General features: G+C 45.8%; 13 protein-coding genes. 8 read left to right on the top strand and 5 right to left on the bottom strand.

Annotation, left to right across the window (positions count from 1 at the left end; genetic code table 11):
* Positions 1-2: 2 nt before the first annotated feature.
* The 5 genes from Q366_RS05105 (at position 3) to Q366_RS05085 (ending at position 4,616) form a co-directional block, all read left to right on the top strand.
* Positions 3-311: a YbaB/EbfC family nucleoid-associated protein gene (locus tag Q366_RS05105; RefSeq protein ID WP_035236936.1), complete on the top strand. Its 309-nt coding sequence runs from the start codon at positions 3-5 to the stop codon at positions 309-311.
* 29 nt (positions 312-340) lie between these two features.
* A complete protein-coding gene (recR, locus tag Q366_RS05100) occupies positions 341-940 on the top strand; it encodes a recombination mediator RecR (protein WP_035236935.1) in 600 nt (199 codons plus the stop codon).
* A 4-nt stretch (positions 941-944) separates the two neighbouring features.
* A complete protein-coding gene (locus Q366_RS05095) occupies positions 945-1,358 on the top strand; it encodes a YkgJ family cysteine cluster protein (RefSeq protein WP_035236934.1) in 414 nt (137 codons plus the stop codon).
* 127 nt (positions 1,359-1,485) lie between these two features.
* Entirely contained in the window at positions 1,486-1,908 is a 423-nt protein-coding gene (locus tag Q366_RS05090) for a hypothetical protein (protein WP_035236933.1), read from the top strand.
* Positions 1,908-4,616 (top strand): ParA family protein, encoded by a 2,709-nt coding sequence (locus Q366_RS05085; RefSeq protein ID WP_035236932.1) that lies wholly within the window; start codon positions 1,908-1,910, stop codon positions 4,614-4,616. The genes Q366_RS05090 and Q366_RS05085 overlap by 1 nt, the downstream gene beginning before the upstream one ends.
* 249 nt (positions 4,617-4,865) lie before the next feature.
* Here the strand turns inward: Q366_RS05085 and ppdK are convergent, their stop codons facing one another.
* Entirely contained in the window at positions 4,866-7,586 is a 2,721-nt protein-coding gene (ppdK, locus tag Q366_RS05080; RefSeq protein WP_035236931.1) for a pyruvate, phosphate dikinase, read from the bottom strand.
* A 259-nt stretch (positions 7,587-7,845) separates the two neighbouring features.
* Here ppdK and Q366_RS05075 point away from each other — a divergent pair, with 259 nt between their 5' ends.
* The 3 genes from Q366_RS05075 to pilB are packed head-to-tail and all read left to right on the top strand — an operon-like array spanning position 7,846 to position 12,163.
* Positions 7,846-9,690, top strand: coding sequence for an ABC-F family ATP-binding cassette domain-containing protein (locus Q366_RS05075; protein WP_035236930.1), 1,845 nt, complete (start codon positions 7,846-7,848; stop codon positions 9,688-9,690).
* Position 9,691: 1 nt separating this feature from the next.
* Entirely contained in the window at positions 9,692-9,907 is a 216-nt protein-coding gene (locus Q366_RS05070; protein WP_035236929.1) for a hypothetical protein, read from the top strand.
* An 18-nt stretch (positions 9,908-9,925) separates the two neighbouring features.
* Entirely contained in the window at positions 9,926-12,163 is a 2,238-nt protein-coding gene (gene pilB / locus Q366_RS05065; RefSeq protein ID WP_035236928.1) for a type IV-A pilus assembly ATPase PilB, read from the top strand.
* A gap of 119 nt (positions 12,164-12,282) precedes the next feature.
* Here pilB and Q366_RS05060 read toward each other — a convergent pair whose 3' ends face one another.
* The 4 genes from Q366_RS05060 to Q366_RS05045 form a co-directional block, all read right to left on the bottom strand.
* The gene (locus Q366_RS05060) at positions 12,283-12,720 is read right to left on the bottom strand and encodes a hypothetical protein (protein WP_245619875.1); all 438 of its coding nucleotides are present in this window, start codon (positions 12,718-12,720) and stop codon (positions 12,283-12,285) included.
* The gene (locus Q366_RS05055; RefSeq protein ID WP_035236924.1) at positions 12,707-13,528 is read right to left on the bottom strand and encodes a response regulator; all 822 of its coding nucleotides are present in this window, start codon (positions 13,526-13,528) and stop codon (positions 12,707-12,709) included. The genes Q366_RS05060 and Q366_RS05055 overlap by 14 nt, the downstream gene beginning before the upstream one ends.
* 228 nt (positions 13,529-13,756) lie before the next feature.
* Positions 13,757-14,608 (bottom strand): pyruvate, water dikinase regulatory protein, encoded by an 852-nt coding sequence (locus Q366_RS05050; RefSeq protein ID WP_035236922.1) that lies wholly within the window; start codon positions 14,606-14,608, stop codon positions 13,757-13,759.
* 227 nt (positions 14,609-14,835) lie between these two features.
* Entirely contained in the window at positions 14,836-15,204 is a 369-nt protein-coding gene (locus tag Q366_RS05045) for a peptide chain release factor family protein (protein ID WP_035236920.1), read from the bottom strand.
* Between the last annotated feature and the right edge of the window lie 7 nt (positions 15,205-15,211).

The raw sequence follows: 15,211 nt of genomic DNA, 5'->3' as shown, positions 1-15,211 counted from the left end.
CCATGAACAATATGAATAACATGATGAAACAGGCCCAGAAACTGCAGAAAAAAATGCTGCAGTCCCAGCAGGCTCTGGCAACTAAAACCGTTGAAGCCAGCTCAGGCGGCGGCATGGTAAAAGTGGTTGCCAATGGTGCCCAGAAAATTGAATCCATTATTCTTGAAAAAGAGGTGATCGATCCCGAAGATGTTGAAATGCTGCAGGATCTGGTGCTTGCTGCAGTGAATGACGCTTTGAATAAATCCCAGGAAATGATCTCCGCTGAAATGGGAAAACTGACCGGAGGCCTGAATATTCCAGGCCTGTAATCTCTTTTTTTAAAGAACCTGAACCCATTGTGAGCTATTATCCCGAAGCCATTGTCAAGCTGATCCATTCGCTTTCCACCCTGCCGGGGATAGGCAAGAAAACAGCAGAGCGCCTGGCCCTTCATATTCTTCATGCCCCGGACCATGAGGCTGCTGCTTTGGCTGCCGATATCATTGAACTGAAAAAAAACGTCAAGTTGTGCGCATCCTGCTTTGCACTGACTGACCGGGAAACCTGCCAGATCTGTTCAGACCCCGGCCGGGACAAAGGACTGATCTGCGTGGTGGAAAATCCCACTGACATGGCGGCCATTGAAAAATCAGGCGCATTTTCAGGCGTGTACCACATCCTCGGCGGTGCCCTGTCCCCCATTGACGGTATCGGCCCCGGAGACATCCGTCTGGCCGAACTGTTCAGGCGGGTCCGGGGCAACGACGTCAGGGAAATCATCCTTGCCACCCGGACCAATGTGGAAGGCGAAGCCACGGCCGCCTATATCCGGGGCAAGCTGGATCTGAGAAAAATCAACATCACCCGGATTGCATCTGGCGTACCCATGGGCGGGGACCTTCAGTATGTGGATCCCCTGACCATGCAGAAAGCCATGGAAAAACGGTACAAGGTTTAAAAAAATGATGACACCAGAAGGTATTTTTGACTGTAAATTATGCGGTCAGTGCTGCAAAGGATTTGGCGGCACCTATGTGGAAGAAAAGGATATCAGAAAAATCTGCGACTATATCCAGGCATATCCTGACACCTTTGTGGAAAAATATTGTGACATGTCCGGGTCAAGGCCTGTACTGACACTGGGACAAGACGGCTGCTGCATCTTCTTTGATCCCCAAAAGCAGTGCACCATCCATCCGGTCAAACCCTATATGTGCCGGGCCTGGCCCTTCATAAACGCCCTGATTAACCATCCTGAAAACTGGGACATCATGGCAAACTCCTGCCCAGGCATAAAAAAAGGCGCCCCCCCCGAAGAGATTTCACGCATATCTGCCATGGAAAAGGAAAAGCTTGATCTGACGTTTAACCGTTAGGCACCGCCAAACCAGGCAATGGCAGTAACTTGCCTGTAGTTTAATGCCGCTCATATTAATTTCAACTGGTTGAATTTATAAAGCTATATGCATTTTTATTATAAAGACACTGTTGCCGGGAAAAGATATGATTCATGTTAGTCAGAAGAATCTGGATAAATCCTATCGGCATCTGATGCAGGAGTGCGGGAAAAATAGTCCCGGCACTAATGCAAAAATGTTATTGTTTATATATGCTGTTGAGTGTGGAATTAAAGCCCTTTTGCTTAAACGCAAAAACATAAAAGACACATTTAAAATTCCTGAAGATCAAAGGCCCGGCAGTTTGACTCATGATCTGAGAGGCCTTCTATCTAAACTTCATTCTCCCCATCGTCTTCCTGAAAATTTCCAGTTTCTGACCCGTTTTAAAACACCTGAAACTGTACCGCTCACAGATTTGCACCAGGCCTTGAGATATGGAGGTACTTTTATAAATTCAGAAGAAAAAAGTAAACTTGAAGGAAAATTACAAAAGATTGATTCCTGGTTGCAGGAGGAGTTAGTATAATGAAACTTCTTAGTTGGCTTGATGTAAAAAGCAGAATTCGAAAAGAAACCGACAACTTCAGGAGGTTGCCTGAAAGCATTAAAAAACTGCATTTTTATCCGGATGAAATTATAGTTGAACAGCAAAAGGAAAATATAGAACTCATACAAAAGGCTTTTCAAGAATGGTTTCCAAATCAGGATACATATAATTTTGAAAAAAACATAATTTACCTGGATATCGGCCACGCAACAATGAATATTTCAATCGAAATCGGTATGGCTGATCATATTCAATTCCAGGAAAGACCCCGATTTGATCATCTCTATTTCTCAAAAGTATTTCTTTCAGATGACGCATTATCCAAAGTCCCTGAGCCTGAACATAAAATTCTAGCGTTTCATTCCTTCAAAGGTGGCGTCGGCAGGACACTTCATCTGGCCGCAATGATCAAATCCCTCAACGAAGTTATTAATGAAACAGGAACAAAAAAAAAAGTATTGGTCATTGATGGGGATTTGGAAGCACCTGGTATTACGTTCTGGGAGAAGAATAGAACCGGGGGTGCTGCCGAGGTAGGATTTACCCAGTTCTTAGATGCAATACAATACTCAGATCCTGAAACCGGATATACCACAGATGAGGTAATCCAATATTTTGCCCAAGAAATTCAGCGGTTCGAACATGGTACCGATAACCTGAAAATCACTGTTTTACCCGCTTTCAGCGATCCTCTCGATCTATTTCAGATTCATGTCAAGCCTGAACATCTTTCCCAGGGTGATCATCCATGGAAGTTAAGGCAAAGTATTGACAAGCTTGCCACACAGGTCGATGCCGATTATGTATTCATTGATTTAAGAGCCGGAATCAGTGAGTTAAGCGCCCCATTTTTATTGGATCCGTATGTTGACCGATTCCTGGTGACAACTCTGTCTGAGCAGTCGCTCTATGGAACGGAGTTGGTTTTAAAAGAGATGGCTAAAGTAAATAAAACCGGTCCCATGCCTCAAAGAAAGATGCTGCCGGAGATTATCATTTCCATGGTGCCGCCGGATCAAGATGAGAACCGGTTGATAAATGCCAGAGCCCGTTTTGAAAGTGCTATATTTGGAAGTGAAAGTGAATTAAGCTCGGACGCTTCTGAGGAATTACTTACAGAGCCGATTTCAATCCAGTCGACGCCATTCAAAACTGAGTTGCTAAATATTAGATCCTGGGAGGATGTGTGGGATAATTCAGGTACTTTAATTGACATTTTTAAGGATTATTTCCAAGGATTGGAAGCAGCGGACGATTTGGAAGACGATACCTTGTCTGATAATAAAGATTTTCCTTCGCCTGTGATGAAATTAAAAACGTTCTGTTCCAAATATGTTTTTGCTGAAAATACAGAATCCGAAGATTTCTTAAAAACAAATTTTTTTAAAGAATTTCCAAGGCAATACTTCAATACCTTACCTCTTGTTGTCTCTTTGGGGACAAAAGGATCGGGCAAAACATTTCACTTTATGCGCATGACAGGATTTATGAGTTATAAAAAATTCTGTGATCGTATTGAGCCTGGTAAAACAAAGATAGATGCGGATTTTTTTCCGATTCTCCGTTCAAATGAAATTGGAGGAGATTCCCCGGTTATAAAACAGCTGAAAAATAACCAGCCTCGGTTTGAACAGTTTGATTATGATGGGTTTAAGACCGGTTTGGAGATTTTTAGGGATCAAACACATTCGGAGTCTGAATGGAAATTTTTTTGGGAAGAGCAGATCATTAAGGGCGTTGCCGGAAACGATCGTAGTATAACAACTTTTCGGCAACTTAATGATGCTCTGAAAGAAACGCCAATAATTCTTCTCTTTGATGGGTTGGAAAACCTGTTTCCTGATATCCATTCCAATACAGATCAGCAGAATGCAGTGTTAGCTTTGTTGAATATCCCGGCACGGCTTAGTGAAATTCGTGATCGAAACATTGGATTGATTATTTTTCTTCGACAGGATTACCTTGGCAGTGCAAAAAGAGAAAATACAGGACAATTTGAAAAAAAATATGAAGCCTTTCGGCTTTTATGGAATGAAACCGCTTTCTTGCGCTTAGTGTTATGGCTTGCTACAAGTTCCGGAGCGTTTGAAAAAGAGTCTGATTTAGACCCGTCTTCTATGAATAAAAGTCAACTATCAAAAGAATTAAAAAAACTATGGGGACTTAAACTGGGTAAAGATAATTCAAAAGAAGCATACACAATCAACTGGGTATACGGGGCCTTATCAGATTTTAAAGGATATCTTCAAGCAAGAGATGTCGTCCGATTCCTCGAAGAAGCTGCAAAAGCCTCGGAAACACCATCCTCCGCACAATGGAAAACTCGATTACTTCCTCCTGCGGCCATACGTTCGGCAATGAACGGATGCAGTATAGATCGCGTTAAAGAACTTAAACAGGAATCCAAAGTCTTTGAGCGCTGGGCCACTGCTTTGGAAGCAGGGGTAGAGGGTGATCTTGTTATTCCTTTTTCAAAATCTTTGCTGCCCGATGATAGCACAGCATCATTGATTGAATTAAAAAAACTGGGTGTTGTGTATGAGGATACTAGTGATTCTACGGAGGAATTTCGTTTTTATATCCCTGAAATTTATCGTATCGGACTGGGCTTTAAATTTAAGCGGGGGGCTCGTCCAAAGGTTTTGAGCATCAAACGGAAAGCTATAGGAAAAGGACTTCTATCCTAAACACCGTACTCTGAAAATTGTGCCAGAAGTATGCCATCAAGGCCATTGTCAAGTTGAAGGACTGGGAATCCATGCTCAATACCCTGAACTAAACCCTCAATGTCATAAAGTTAAGAAACTTTCAGATTAAAAACACGAAGAACACGAAGTTTAGTACTCTAATATCTTCGTGAACTTCGTGTTCTTCGTGGTAAAATGAAATCTCAATGCTTAAGTTTATGACATTGATTGGTGTTCGGACTCTGTGTTTTATCGGCAGTCAGGATACATAATGGCAGCCTGGGCTGCAGCCAGCCGGGCAATGGGTACCCGGTAGGGTGAACACGATACATAGTTCAGTCCTGCTTTATGGCAGAATATGACGGATTCGGGGTCCCCGCCGTGTTCTCCGCAGATGCCCAGCTTGATTTCAGGCCGGGTCCTGCGCCCGCGCTCCACCGCCGTTGTCACCAGGCCTCCCACTGCTTCCTGGTCCAGGGTCTCAAAGGGATCAAAGCTAAGGATGGCATTGTCAATGTAGTCGTTCATGAAAGAGCCGATATCATCCCTTGAAAAACCAAAGGTCATCTGGGTCAGATCATTGGTGCCAAAGGAAAAAAACTGGGCATATTCTGCCATTTTATCTGCAATCAATGCCGCTCTCGGGATTTCAATCATGGTGCCGTACAGATAGGGAATGGCGTCTATTTCGTAGGTTTTAAGCGCCTGATCATGGCACCGGGTAACGATATCCCGGACAAAGGCCAGCTCTTTTTCGTTGCAGGTCACAGGCACCATGATTTCAGGCATGGGATTTTTACCTGCTTTGATCAGTTCTGCACAGGCCTCAAATATGGCTTTTACCTGCATATGGGAGATTTCAGGATAGGTGATGCCAAGTCTTACCCCCCTGTGCCCGATCATGGGGTTGGATTCTAAAAGCTGCTCGCTGCGCTTGAATACCTCTTCGATGTCAATGTGCAGGGCATCGGCAATCTCCTGCTGATTTTCCCGTGACTGGGGCACAAATTCATGCAGGGGCGGATCCAGCAGGCGGATGGTCACGGGCAGATTATCCATGACCTGCAGGGTGGCCTTGATCTCCTCCTTGACAAAGGGGAACAATTCTTCAAGGACGACTTCTCTCTCTTCATGGGTCTTGCTTAAAATCATTTTGCGCAAAAGGAAAAGGGCTTTATCAGAATCCGCACCATAGAACATGTGTTCTGTTCTGAAAAGCCCGATACCCTGGGCCCCAAAATCAAGGGCTGTCATGGCATCTGCCGGGGTGTCCGCATTGGTGCGGACCTGCATGGCCCGGTATTTATCCGCAATGTTCATGAATGCTTTGAATCTGACATTTTCCGATGCGTCCTTCATTTTGAGCTGGCCTTGGTATACCATGCCTTTGGTGCCGTTAAGGGTGAAGATTTCTCCTTCCTTGAACACCCGGGTTCCCACACGAAGTTCTTTGGTTTCAAGATTGATTTTAAGGGCTCCGGCACCAACAATGCAGCACTTACCCCATCCCCTGGCCACCAGGGCCGCATGGGAGGTCATGCCGCCCCTTGCTGTGAGAACGGCGGCTGCCGCCCGCATCCCTTCAATATCTTCGGGATTGGTCTCTTCACGGACCAGAATGACATTTTTATCTGACTTGGCCCATTGAACCGCATCTTCGGCCGTGAACACGATATGTCCCCATGCCCCCCCAGGCCCTGCGGGCAGACCTTCTGCAACTTTTACCGCTGTTTTTTCCGCATTCGGGTCCACAATGGGGTGAAGCATATCATCCAGAATTTTAGGATCAAGACGGCATACCATGGTTTTTTCATCAATGGTGCCTTCTTCAAGCATATCCATGGCCATGTTCAGGGCAGCGGTCGCGGTGCGCTTACCCACCCGGCACTGGAGCATGTAAAGCCTGCCTTCCTGGATGGTGAATTCAATGTCCTGCATGTCCTTGTAATGGGCTTCTAAAAGATTCCTGATATCAAACAACTGCTTGTAAAGCTCGGGCATGGATTCTTCCAGGGAGGGCAGGTGTTTATTCTGGGAATTTTTGGTGTCGGTGTTCAAAGGATTGGGGGTTCTGGTGCCTGCCACCACATCCTCGCCCTGGGCATTGACCAGCCACTCTCCATAGAATTTATTGTCCCCTGTGGCCGGATCCCTGGTAAAGGCAACGCCTGTGGCAGAGGTGTCGCCCATATTGCCGAAAACCATGGTCTGGACATTGACGGCCGTGCCCCAGGTGTCCGGGATATGTTCAATGCGGCGGTAGGATACTGCCCGTTTGCCGTTCCAGCTTTTAAATACAGCGCCGATGGACCCCATGAGCTGATCTTTGGGGGTATCGGGAAAATCAGCGCCTAGGTCTTCCTTGATTTTTTTCTTAAACCGTTCGCAAAGGGCTTTTAAATCTTCGGTTGAAATATCCGTGTCATTATTATATCCCTTGTCGTTTTTCAGATTGTTCATCATCATTTCAAGATTCAGGCGGATACCCATGCCATCCTTGGGACGGAGCTGTTCCGCTTTTTCCATGACCACATCTGAATACATCATGATCAGCCGGCGGTAGGCATCATAAACAAACCATTCATTATTGGTTTTTTTGATCAGTCCCGGGATCGTGGCGGGACACAGGCCGACATTCAATATGGTCTCCATCATTCCGGGCATTGAGCTTCTTGCACCGGACCGGCAGGATACCAGCAATGGATTTTCCGGGTCACCGAACACCATGCCTGCCTGGGATTCAATATTGGCCAGGGCATTGAGAATTTCTTCTTCAAGGGTATCCGGAAAACGTCCGTTTAAATCAAAATAGTGATTGCAGCATTCCGTTGATATGGTGAAGCCGGGCGGAACAGGCAGTTTCAGCTTTGCCATTTCTGCAAGGTTGGCGCCTTTGCCGCCCAAAAGATTTTTCTGACTTGCATCCCCTTCTGTTTTATCAGGGCCGAATTCATAGATGTATTTGGTCATTTTAAATCACCGCTTTTATGGTTTCAGTCTTAATGGTTAAAGACATGTTGATATTCAGCTTGTTCAAGCCGTGGAACCAGCCGGTATTCGATTTTCTTAATAAAAGTCTGCCAAATGTTAACCGCTATTATTAAAACTTTGTAAAAATCAAGTCAAATAAAATGTTTATAAATCACTGCTTCGATGATAGTATTGCCCTTTTAAATATGATGTGTGCTGGAACTTTATCGCCGCCTGGCAGGCGCAACAGGAGGAAAAAATGCTGAATATAGAATCCATCACTAAAGGATTCGCAGATCAGGTACTGCTTGACAATACCGGCATGCAGATCAATTCCGGTGAACGGGTGGGCCTGGTGGGAAGAAACGGCCATGGTAAAACCACGCTTTTAAATATAATCGCAGGCATGGACCACCCCGATGAAGGGCGCATTATTATACCCAGCGGATATCGGATCGGCGTGCTTTCCCAGCATATCAAATTCAGCAGAGCCACTGTTCTTGAAGAGGCCATGCTTGGCCTGCCTGATCATGAGCGTGACCATTTCTGGAAAGCTGAAAAAATCCTGTCAGGTCTGGGATTTTCCGACCAGGACATGCAAAAGGATCCCATGGCGTTTTCCGGTGGCTACCAGGTGCGTTTAAACCTTGCCAAGGTGTTGGTGTCCGAACCGGATCTTTTAATCCTTGACGAGCCCACCAATTATCTGGATATTACATCCATCCGCTGGATTACAGGGTTTCTTGTCTCCTGGCCAAGGGAGATACTCCTGGTTACCCACGACCGTGGATTCATGGATAATGTGGTCACCCATGTTGTGGGGATTCACCGGCGCAAGATGAAAAAGATACCCGGAGACACCGCCAAATATTATCTTCAGGTGGCCCAGGATGAAGAGATATATGAAAAAACCCGGATAAATGAGGGGAAGCGCAAAAAAGAGATTGAGCTGTTCATCTCCCGGTTCAGGGCCAAGGCAAGGCTGGCCAACATGGTGCAGTCCAGGATCAAGACGTTGGCCAAGCTTGAAACAAAGGATAAACTGGCAGAACTTAAAAATCTGGATTTTTCCTTTAACTACCTGCCTTTTGCGGGCAAACAGGTACTGACTGCCGAAAATTTGAGTTTTGGGTACGAAAAAAACACCCCTTTGATTAAAAACTTTTCCTTGACCGTATACCCCGGTGACCGTGTGGCCGTGATCGGCAAAAACGGCAAAGGAAAAACCACGTTGCTTAAACTGATCAGTCAGAATATGGAGCCGGATGCAGGCTGGGTAAAACCCAATCCGGGTATAGAGACCGGATATTTTGAGCAGACCAATATCCAGACCTTAAACCCCCAGTTCACTGTGGAAGAAGAGATCTTGCATGCCTATCCTGAAACAGACCGCCAGGCCGCCAGAAACATCTGCGGTGCCATGATGTTTGAGCAGGATGCGGCCCTGAAAAAGGTCAGTGTGCTGTCCGGCGGAGAAAAAGCCCGGGTCATGCTGGGCAAACTTCTGATCCGGCCTTTGAATCTTCTGCTTTTGGATGAGCCGTCAAACCATCTTGATATTGAAGCCAGTGATGCCTTTGTGGCGGCCTTAAATGCGTTTGAAGGCGCCGTGGTTCTTGTTACCCATAATGAGATGTTTCTGCATGCCCTGGCTAACCGCCTGGTGATATTTACGTCCAGCGGCATCGACATATTTGAAGGTTCCTATCAGGAATTTCTTGAAAAACAGGGATGGGAAGATGAAGAACTGATCCCTGTAAAGAAAAAAAAAAGCGCGCCGCTTGCCAAAAAAGAACTGCGCAAAAAAAAATCAGAAATTGTGGCCGAAAGGTCTAAGCAGCTGACACCCTTAAATAAAAAAATAAGCAAACTTGAAAATGAGATAGAGGCAAAGGAAACCAAGATGGCCCGGGTGAACAAAGAACTGCTTGATGCTTCCCAGGACCAGGACGGATTAAAAATTGCCACCTTATCCAAAGAACATGCTAAACTGGAATCGGACATTGAAACCCTGTTTGACACCCTTACGGAAATATCAGACAGGGCAGACAAGATAAAAAAGAAATTTGACCGGGAATTATCCGGGCTTGAAGGTGTGGATTAAGATGGACAAACGTACACTTAGATTTTATTATGGCATTATTTTGATCGCCGTGGGCATCGCGGTGTTCATAAGGGTTCCCCAGGTGATACCCCAGATTGAGACCATTGAGTTTTTTAAAAATAAGATCGGAATTGTAAAATTCTGTTTCTATTTTCTGTGCTTTCTTCTGGTGCTGGCCGGCGGCATCCGGGTGGTTAAAAACTATAAAAAGTCGTAATACACTTCAGGATATCTTATGGCCAGCGGCACTGTTCTAAAATCCGGGTCCAGCCTTAAGTCTACCATCAAAGATCAGTCTGGTGCCGGCAAAGTCAAAATCGGTGAAATCCTTTCCAAAGAAGGGCAGATTACCTCCATTATGCTCAACGAGGCCCTCTTGGTTCAGAAAAAAACCGACGAGCGGCTTTCGAGCATTCTGCTTCAGAAAGGGTATATTGATCCGGATACCATCATCAATGTGCTGGGACGACGATACAACTACAGGATTGTCGAATTCTCTGAAATAAAGCCGGATCCCCAGGCAATGAAACTTCTGCCCTATGATGAAGCCAAAAACAATCTGGTTTTCCCCTTGAAACTTGTCGGGGACGATTTACAGGTCTGCATGGCCGAACCCACGGATACGGATGTGGTTGCAGATCTTGGAAAGAAAACAGGAAAAAACATCCGGGCCTTTGTCTCCACTGAAAACGATATCATCCAGGCATACCGTGATTTTTATAAAATTTCCGATGAAGCGTATAAAAGTTTTCTTCATTTTGAGGACGAGGCAGAAGAGGATGAACCGATAACGTCTGTTGAGGATTTCGGCTCCTTGGTTTCCGAGGCTGCCGAGGAGATTGAGGTGGGCGGCAGCGCTGATTCAAACGCCGGCCAGGATGCGTTCATGGCCTCGGATGCGCCCATCATCAAACTGGTAAACGGAATCTTAACCAAAGCAATCAACGACGGTGTGTCTGATATACACATTGAGCCCTTTGAAAAAACCTTTCAGGTGCGCTACCGCCTGGACGGCGGCATGTACAAGGCCATGAACCTGCCGCTGTCAATTAAAAATGCCGTGATTTCAAGAATAAAGATTCTGGCCTCCCTGGATATCGCCGAGCGCAGGGTGCCCCAGGACGGTCGAATCAAACTCCGGCTGGGCAGGAAAAAATCCGTGGACTTCCGCGTATCCACGTTGCCCACCCTGTTTGGAGAGAGCATTGTCATGCGTATCCTGGACCAGAGCGCACTAAGCATTGATCTGACCCGTTTAGGATTTGAACCCGGCACCTTTGAGATGCTCAAACGCTGTATCTCCAGGCCCTATGGACTGCTTCTGGTTACAGGGCCTACGGGGTCGGGTAAAACCACAACTTTATATTCCGTTCTCAACCGCCTGAACAAGGATGATATCAAGATCCTGACCGCTGAAGACCCCGTGGAATTCAACTTTAAGGGGATTAACCAGGTGCCGGTAAAAGAAGAGGTGGGCATGACCTTTGCCGCAGCCCTGAAAGCCTTTCTCAGACAGGATCCGGATATTATCATGGTGGGTGAGATCCGTGATCTTGAAACAGCAGAGATTGCCATAAAGGCTGCCATGACAGGCCATCTTGTGTTTGCCACCCTGCATACCAATGACTGTCCGTCCACCATTGGACGGCTTGTGGACATTGGCATCCCCCCCTATATGCTTGCCTCATCCGTTACCATGGTTTTGTCCCAGCGTCTTGGGCGCAGGCTTTGTCCGGAATGCAAGCAGGTGGTCACCGGCTATAGTCCGGAAGACTTGGAATCCTACGGTTTTAACAAAAGTGAAATTCCGAATTTAACCCTATACGGCCCTAAAGGCTGCCCCCACTGCAATGGTACGGGATACAAGGGCAGGGTCGGGCTGTATGAACTCATGGAAGTGTCCGACGAGGTCGGCAAAGCCATTTCTGCCGAAGTATCTGAAGACCAGCTGCGCAAGGTGGCCATCTCCGAAGGCATGATTACGCTTCGGGATGCAGGCCTTATTAAGGTAAAAGCCAGAGAGACCTCCCTGGAAGAAGTGTTAAGAAAAACCGTTATCTCAAAAGAAGCGCTGCCGGCCTATCTGGTAAACCCCGACATTGAACAATACGAGGACAAGGATGTGATCATCCGTGAAGGGAACACGGATATTGATTTTTTCAAGCTTGTTCAAGGCGCTGTTTATGTGGTCAAGGGCGGTAAAATGATTGCAGAAATTACCCAGCCCGGAGAGTATTTCGGCGAAATGGCAGCCATAACCGGCACACCAAGATCTGCGTCCATTATTTCAAAGGGCCGCGCCAAGATTAAACGGTTTCCGGGAGACAAGCTCATTGAGGTGATAGAGAAATATCCTGAGGTGGCCAAACATCTTTTCACCGTCCTTGCCGACCGCCTGAACGAGACAGACCGCAAGCTTGTCTCCCTTTACAACCAGATCAAAAAACGTAACGTCAATAACAACGGCGACTGATCCTAAAAAAGGATGTCAGAAACTTGGGAAAAAATAAGCGCCAAAGGCGCTTCGCTCTCTTGTTTCTTGTTTCTTGTTTCCAGTTTCTTGTCATTAACGCTCTGAGTTAATGAACTTGATTACTCCTGATTAATCCAGTACTGTGTCCACGGGCATCGTTCCTTATATGGATAGCGGATCAATTCCGTGGCAAGAATGCGAAAATCCTTATTTCTGATGGTGCAATAGGAAACCACTTTTTTTCCTTCCAAGTCCCTTAACCCCAGGGCCACATACAAGGTTTGGTACTGCCCTTGAATATCGCACTTGACAGCTCCGGTAAGGATGGTGATATCCAGTTCTCTGGTCACATTAAAAAGGTTCACCATGGTCACGGAAAAATTATTTTCTTTAAAATAGTTTTCAGCATCTGTTCGGGTAAGCTCGCATTGAATAAAATTTTTAAATCCGGCCGCCAGTTCATAAAACGCCTGGTCTGTTCCGCGTCCGGTTCCAGGAATCATGAAAAAAATTATAAATAGAGCGCTGCAGAATTTTGTTATTTTATCCATTGGCATGTTGTGCCGCTGTTTCCTCTCCAGGTTTGATCAAGGTTTTTATGGTTTGCTGAAGGCGGCTCAATACCACGGGGGTAACCGTAACTGTCCCTGCCCCTGAGAATTTTGACAAGTATTGTCGCTTAACCTTTTCGTTATTATATCCGGTTTCTATAAGTATGGGTATTTTGTGATCAAGCTTGAGCAGTTTATCAACAAAGGCCTCGGAGCCCATACCCGGCATATCGTAATTCACAATGACCATTTTGAATTTTTCAGGCTGATTTTTGAATATTCCCAGAGCCTCTTCAGGATCGCCTGAAATCATGCCGACATACCCCATACGCTTGACTACGGTATCAATGAGTTCACTGCGTTTGTTATTTTTATCCAGTACCAGAATATGTCCCTGCCCCGCCATAATCCAGGGCTGTGCACCCGGCGCATCCTTGTCGTCAAAAACACGGCTGCCTTTCATTGACCAGGTTGCAGGATCAAAGGGATGGACATTTGTCACATCGATTTCATAAACTTTTGAAGCAATAAACAAATCATTCTCATCATCAGGAACCTTGACAATGAAACCTTTATCCTGGGCAACATACCGACGCAGCCACTTGCGATATTCAGGATGTTCTCCGGTGAGCACCAGCATCTTTAAGCCCGCATGGGAACGCACCTGAAAGGAATGGTAAATCATAGGGGTTTGGGAATAGTCTTCCTGGTTTTCCATGTAGTTTTCCTCTACAAATTCAACCATGAAATCCCTGGCCCGGCAGGGCAGCGCCGTTGCAATCAAAACAAACATCAGGATAAAATAACGTGTCATAGCTGTTTTTCCAAAATTCTTGCGGTTCAGATAATAACACTATCGGCATGTCAACCTCATTAACTTAAGCGTTAATGGCAAGAAACTGGAACCTGAAGACAAGATGGCGACAATCAATCCTGAACACCAGCTATATTCATTTAGATAAAAACAAGACTGAAAAGGTCAGTGAATTTTCGCATGTATGGATTTGTTTTCTCTTTTCTGCCATACTGCCAAAATAGAATGTCAGCCCTTTATATGTGCGTTAGCCTTGAACCTGCGCGTAATCATTTCAATAATCTCCTCGGCACTGGTCTCTATGGGCTTATTGCTCACATTGATCATGGAAAAGCCTTTGGTAATATAATATTTCTGGGCGCACCCAATCTCCTTTTCAATTTCCTCCTTGCCGGAATAGGCGTAGATATCCTTTGCCCCAAGGCTTTCCTGGCGCATTCTCCGGTGTGCCTGCAGCTGTTCCGGGCTGATGTTCAGTGCAAACACCCGTCGCCGGTCCACAAGATCCAGGCTCTGGGGCATGGGCACGCCCGGGACAAAGGGAATGTTGGCCACTTTCCATCCCAAAACGCTCATGTACATTGACAAAGGCGTTTTCCCGGCTCTGGACAGTCCTATCAACACAATTTCGGCATCAGTTATACTCTCCGGATTCAAACCATCATCATGGGCCAGGGCAAAATCAATGGCAGACACCTGTTCTAAGTTCACCAGGTGAATTTCCCTGTAAAGCCCCGGGATTTCCAGGGGCGGACAGTCAAGAAAAGTTTCAATTTTTGAAATAATGGGACCCATCAGATCAATGGTGACAATATGATTGTCCATACCCTGGCGCGTAAGATACTTGCGAAGGTTTGAATCAACAATGGTATGAACAATAATACTTTCAATATCCTTGACCTTATCGATGAGATCATCAACCTGGCTCTCCGTACGTATTCTGGGCACTTTTACAACAGTGATATCGGAATCAGGAAACTGTACAAGGGTGGATTCCACGAGATGAAAGGCGTTGACGCCCTCGCCGCAGGAGGCGATGTATATCATCTGGAATTTGCCGGATCCAAGCGTGTTTTTCATATAATAAGGCCTTTATCCTGTCAAAGTTTAAGTTATAATCCACCCATACATAAACCTGGAATAAGAGTCAAATAAATAGTGTTTGAACGAAAAGTAACCCATCTGCGGCGTGGCATCTGGGCAACTTTTCGGCCAAACACAAAGTTTAGGTTCAGGCACTAAATGTTATAGGCTACCGGAACAGGGGCCATTATGCAAAAAAAAACGGCGCGCAACTGAATTAACGGCTATCCTGGTGGCTTGCGGTCCGGCACTTTGTTAAGCGCCTTTTTTCTTCTCCGCTGCTTCTGCTTTTTCAGCCGGGCTAATTTCCGGCCTTTGGCATCTGGCATTCCCGATTTCTGTTGTTCAATTTTTTCCACCAGGTATCGCAGAGCCATAAACCGGTTCAGATGCTGGGACCTGTATTTCCCGAATTTTACGCTTATCTGGGTGGGCAGATGGATCAAAAATACGGCAGAGGACGATTTATTGACCTTTTGGCCCCCACGTCCCGAGGATTTTATAAATTTCTCCAGAATATCTTTTTTCAGAACCCCCAAATGATCCATTTTCTTTTCAAGGGCTCTTATTTTTTCTATATCAGGACCAGGCATGGTTATT

The organism is Desulfobacter vibrioformis DSM 8776 (genome assembly GCF_000745975.1).
GTDB classification, from domain to species: domain Bacteria; phylum Desulfobacterota; class Desulfobacteria; order Desulfobacterales; family Desulfobacteraceae; genus Desulfobacter; species Desulfobacter vibrioformis.
This window is presented reverse-complemented; position numbering and strand designations above follow the sequence as displayed.

Coding starts and splice junctions, on each gene's coding strand:
- Q366_RS05075 (WP_035236930.1), top strand. CDS start 7,846: ATGCTGAATATAGAATCCATCACTAAAGGATTCGCAGATCAGGTACTG.
- Q366_RS05105 (WP_035236936.1), top strand. CDS start 3: ATGAACAATATGAATAACATGATGAAACAGGCCCAGAAACTGCAGAAA.
- Q366_RS05055 (WP_035236924.1), bottom strand. CDS start 13,528: ATGACACGTTATTTTATCCTGATGTTTGTTTTGATTGCAACGGCGCTG.
- Q366_RS05090 (WP_035236933.1), top strand. CDS start 1,486: ATGATTCATGTTAGTCAGAAGAATCTGGATAAATCCTATCGGCATCTG.
- Q366_RS05050 (WP_035236922.1), bottom strand. CDS start 14,608: ATGAAAAACACGCTTGGATCCGGCAAATTCCAGATGATATACATCGCC.
- pilB (WP_035236928.1), top strand. CDS start 9,926: ATGGCCAGCGGCACTGTTCTAAAATCCGGGTCCAGCCTTAAGTCTACC.
- Q366_RS05085 (WP_035236932.1), top strand. CDS start 1,908: ATGAAACTTCTTAGTTGGCTTGATGTAAAAAGCAGAATTCGAAAAGAA.
- Q366_RS05060 (WP_245619875.1), bottom strand. CDS start 12,720: ATGCCAATGGATAAAATAACAAAATTCTGCAGCGCTCTATTTATAATT.
- Q366_RS05070 (WP_035236929.1), top strand. CDS start 9,692: ATGGACAAACGTACACTTAGATTTTATTATGGCATTATTTTGATCGCC.
- Q366_RS05045 (WP_035236920.1), bottom strand. CDS start 15,204: ATGCCTGGTCCTGATATAGAAAAAATAAGAGCCCTTGAAAAGAAAATG.
- ppdK (WP_035236931.1), bottom strand. CDS start 7,586: ATGACCAAATACATCTATGAATTCGGCCCTGATAAAACAGAAGGGGAT.
- Q366_RS05095 (WP_035236934.1), top strand. CDS start 945: ATGATGACACCAGAAGGTATTTTTGACTGTAAATTATGCGGTCAGTGC.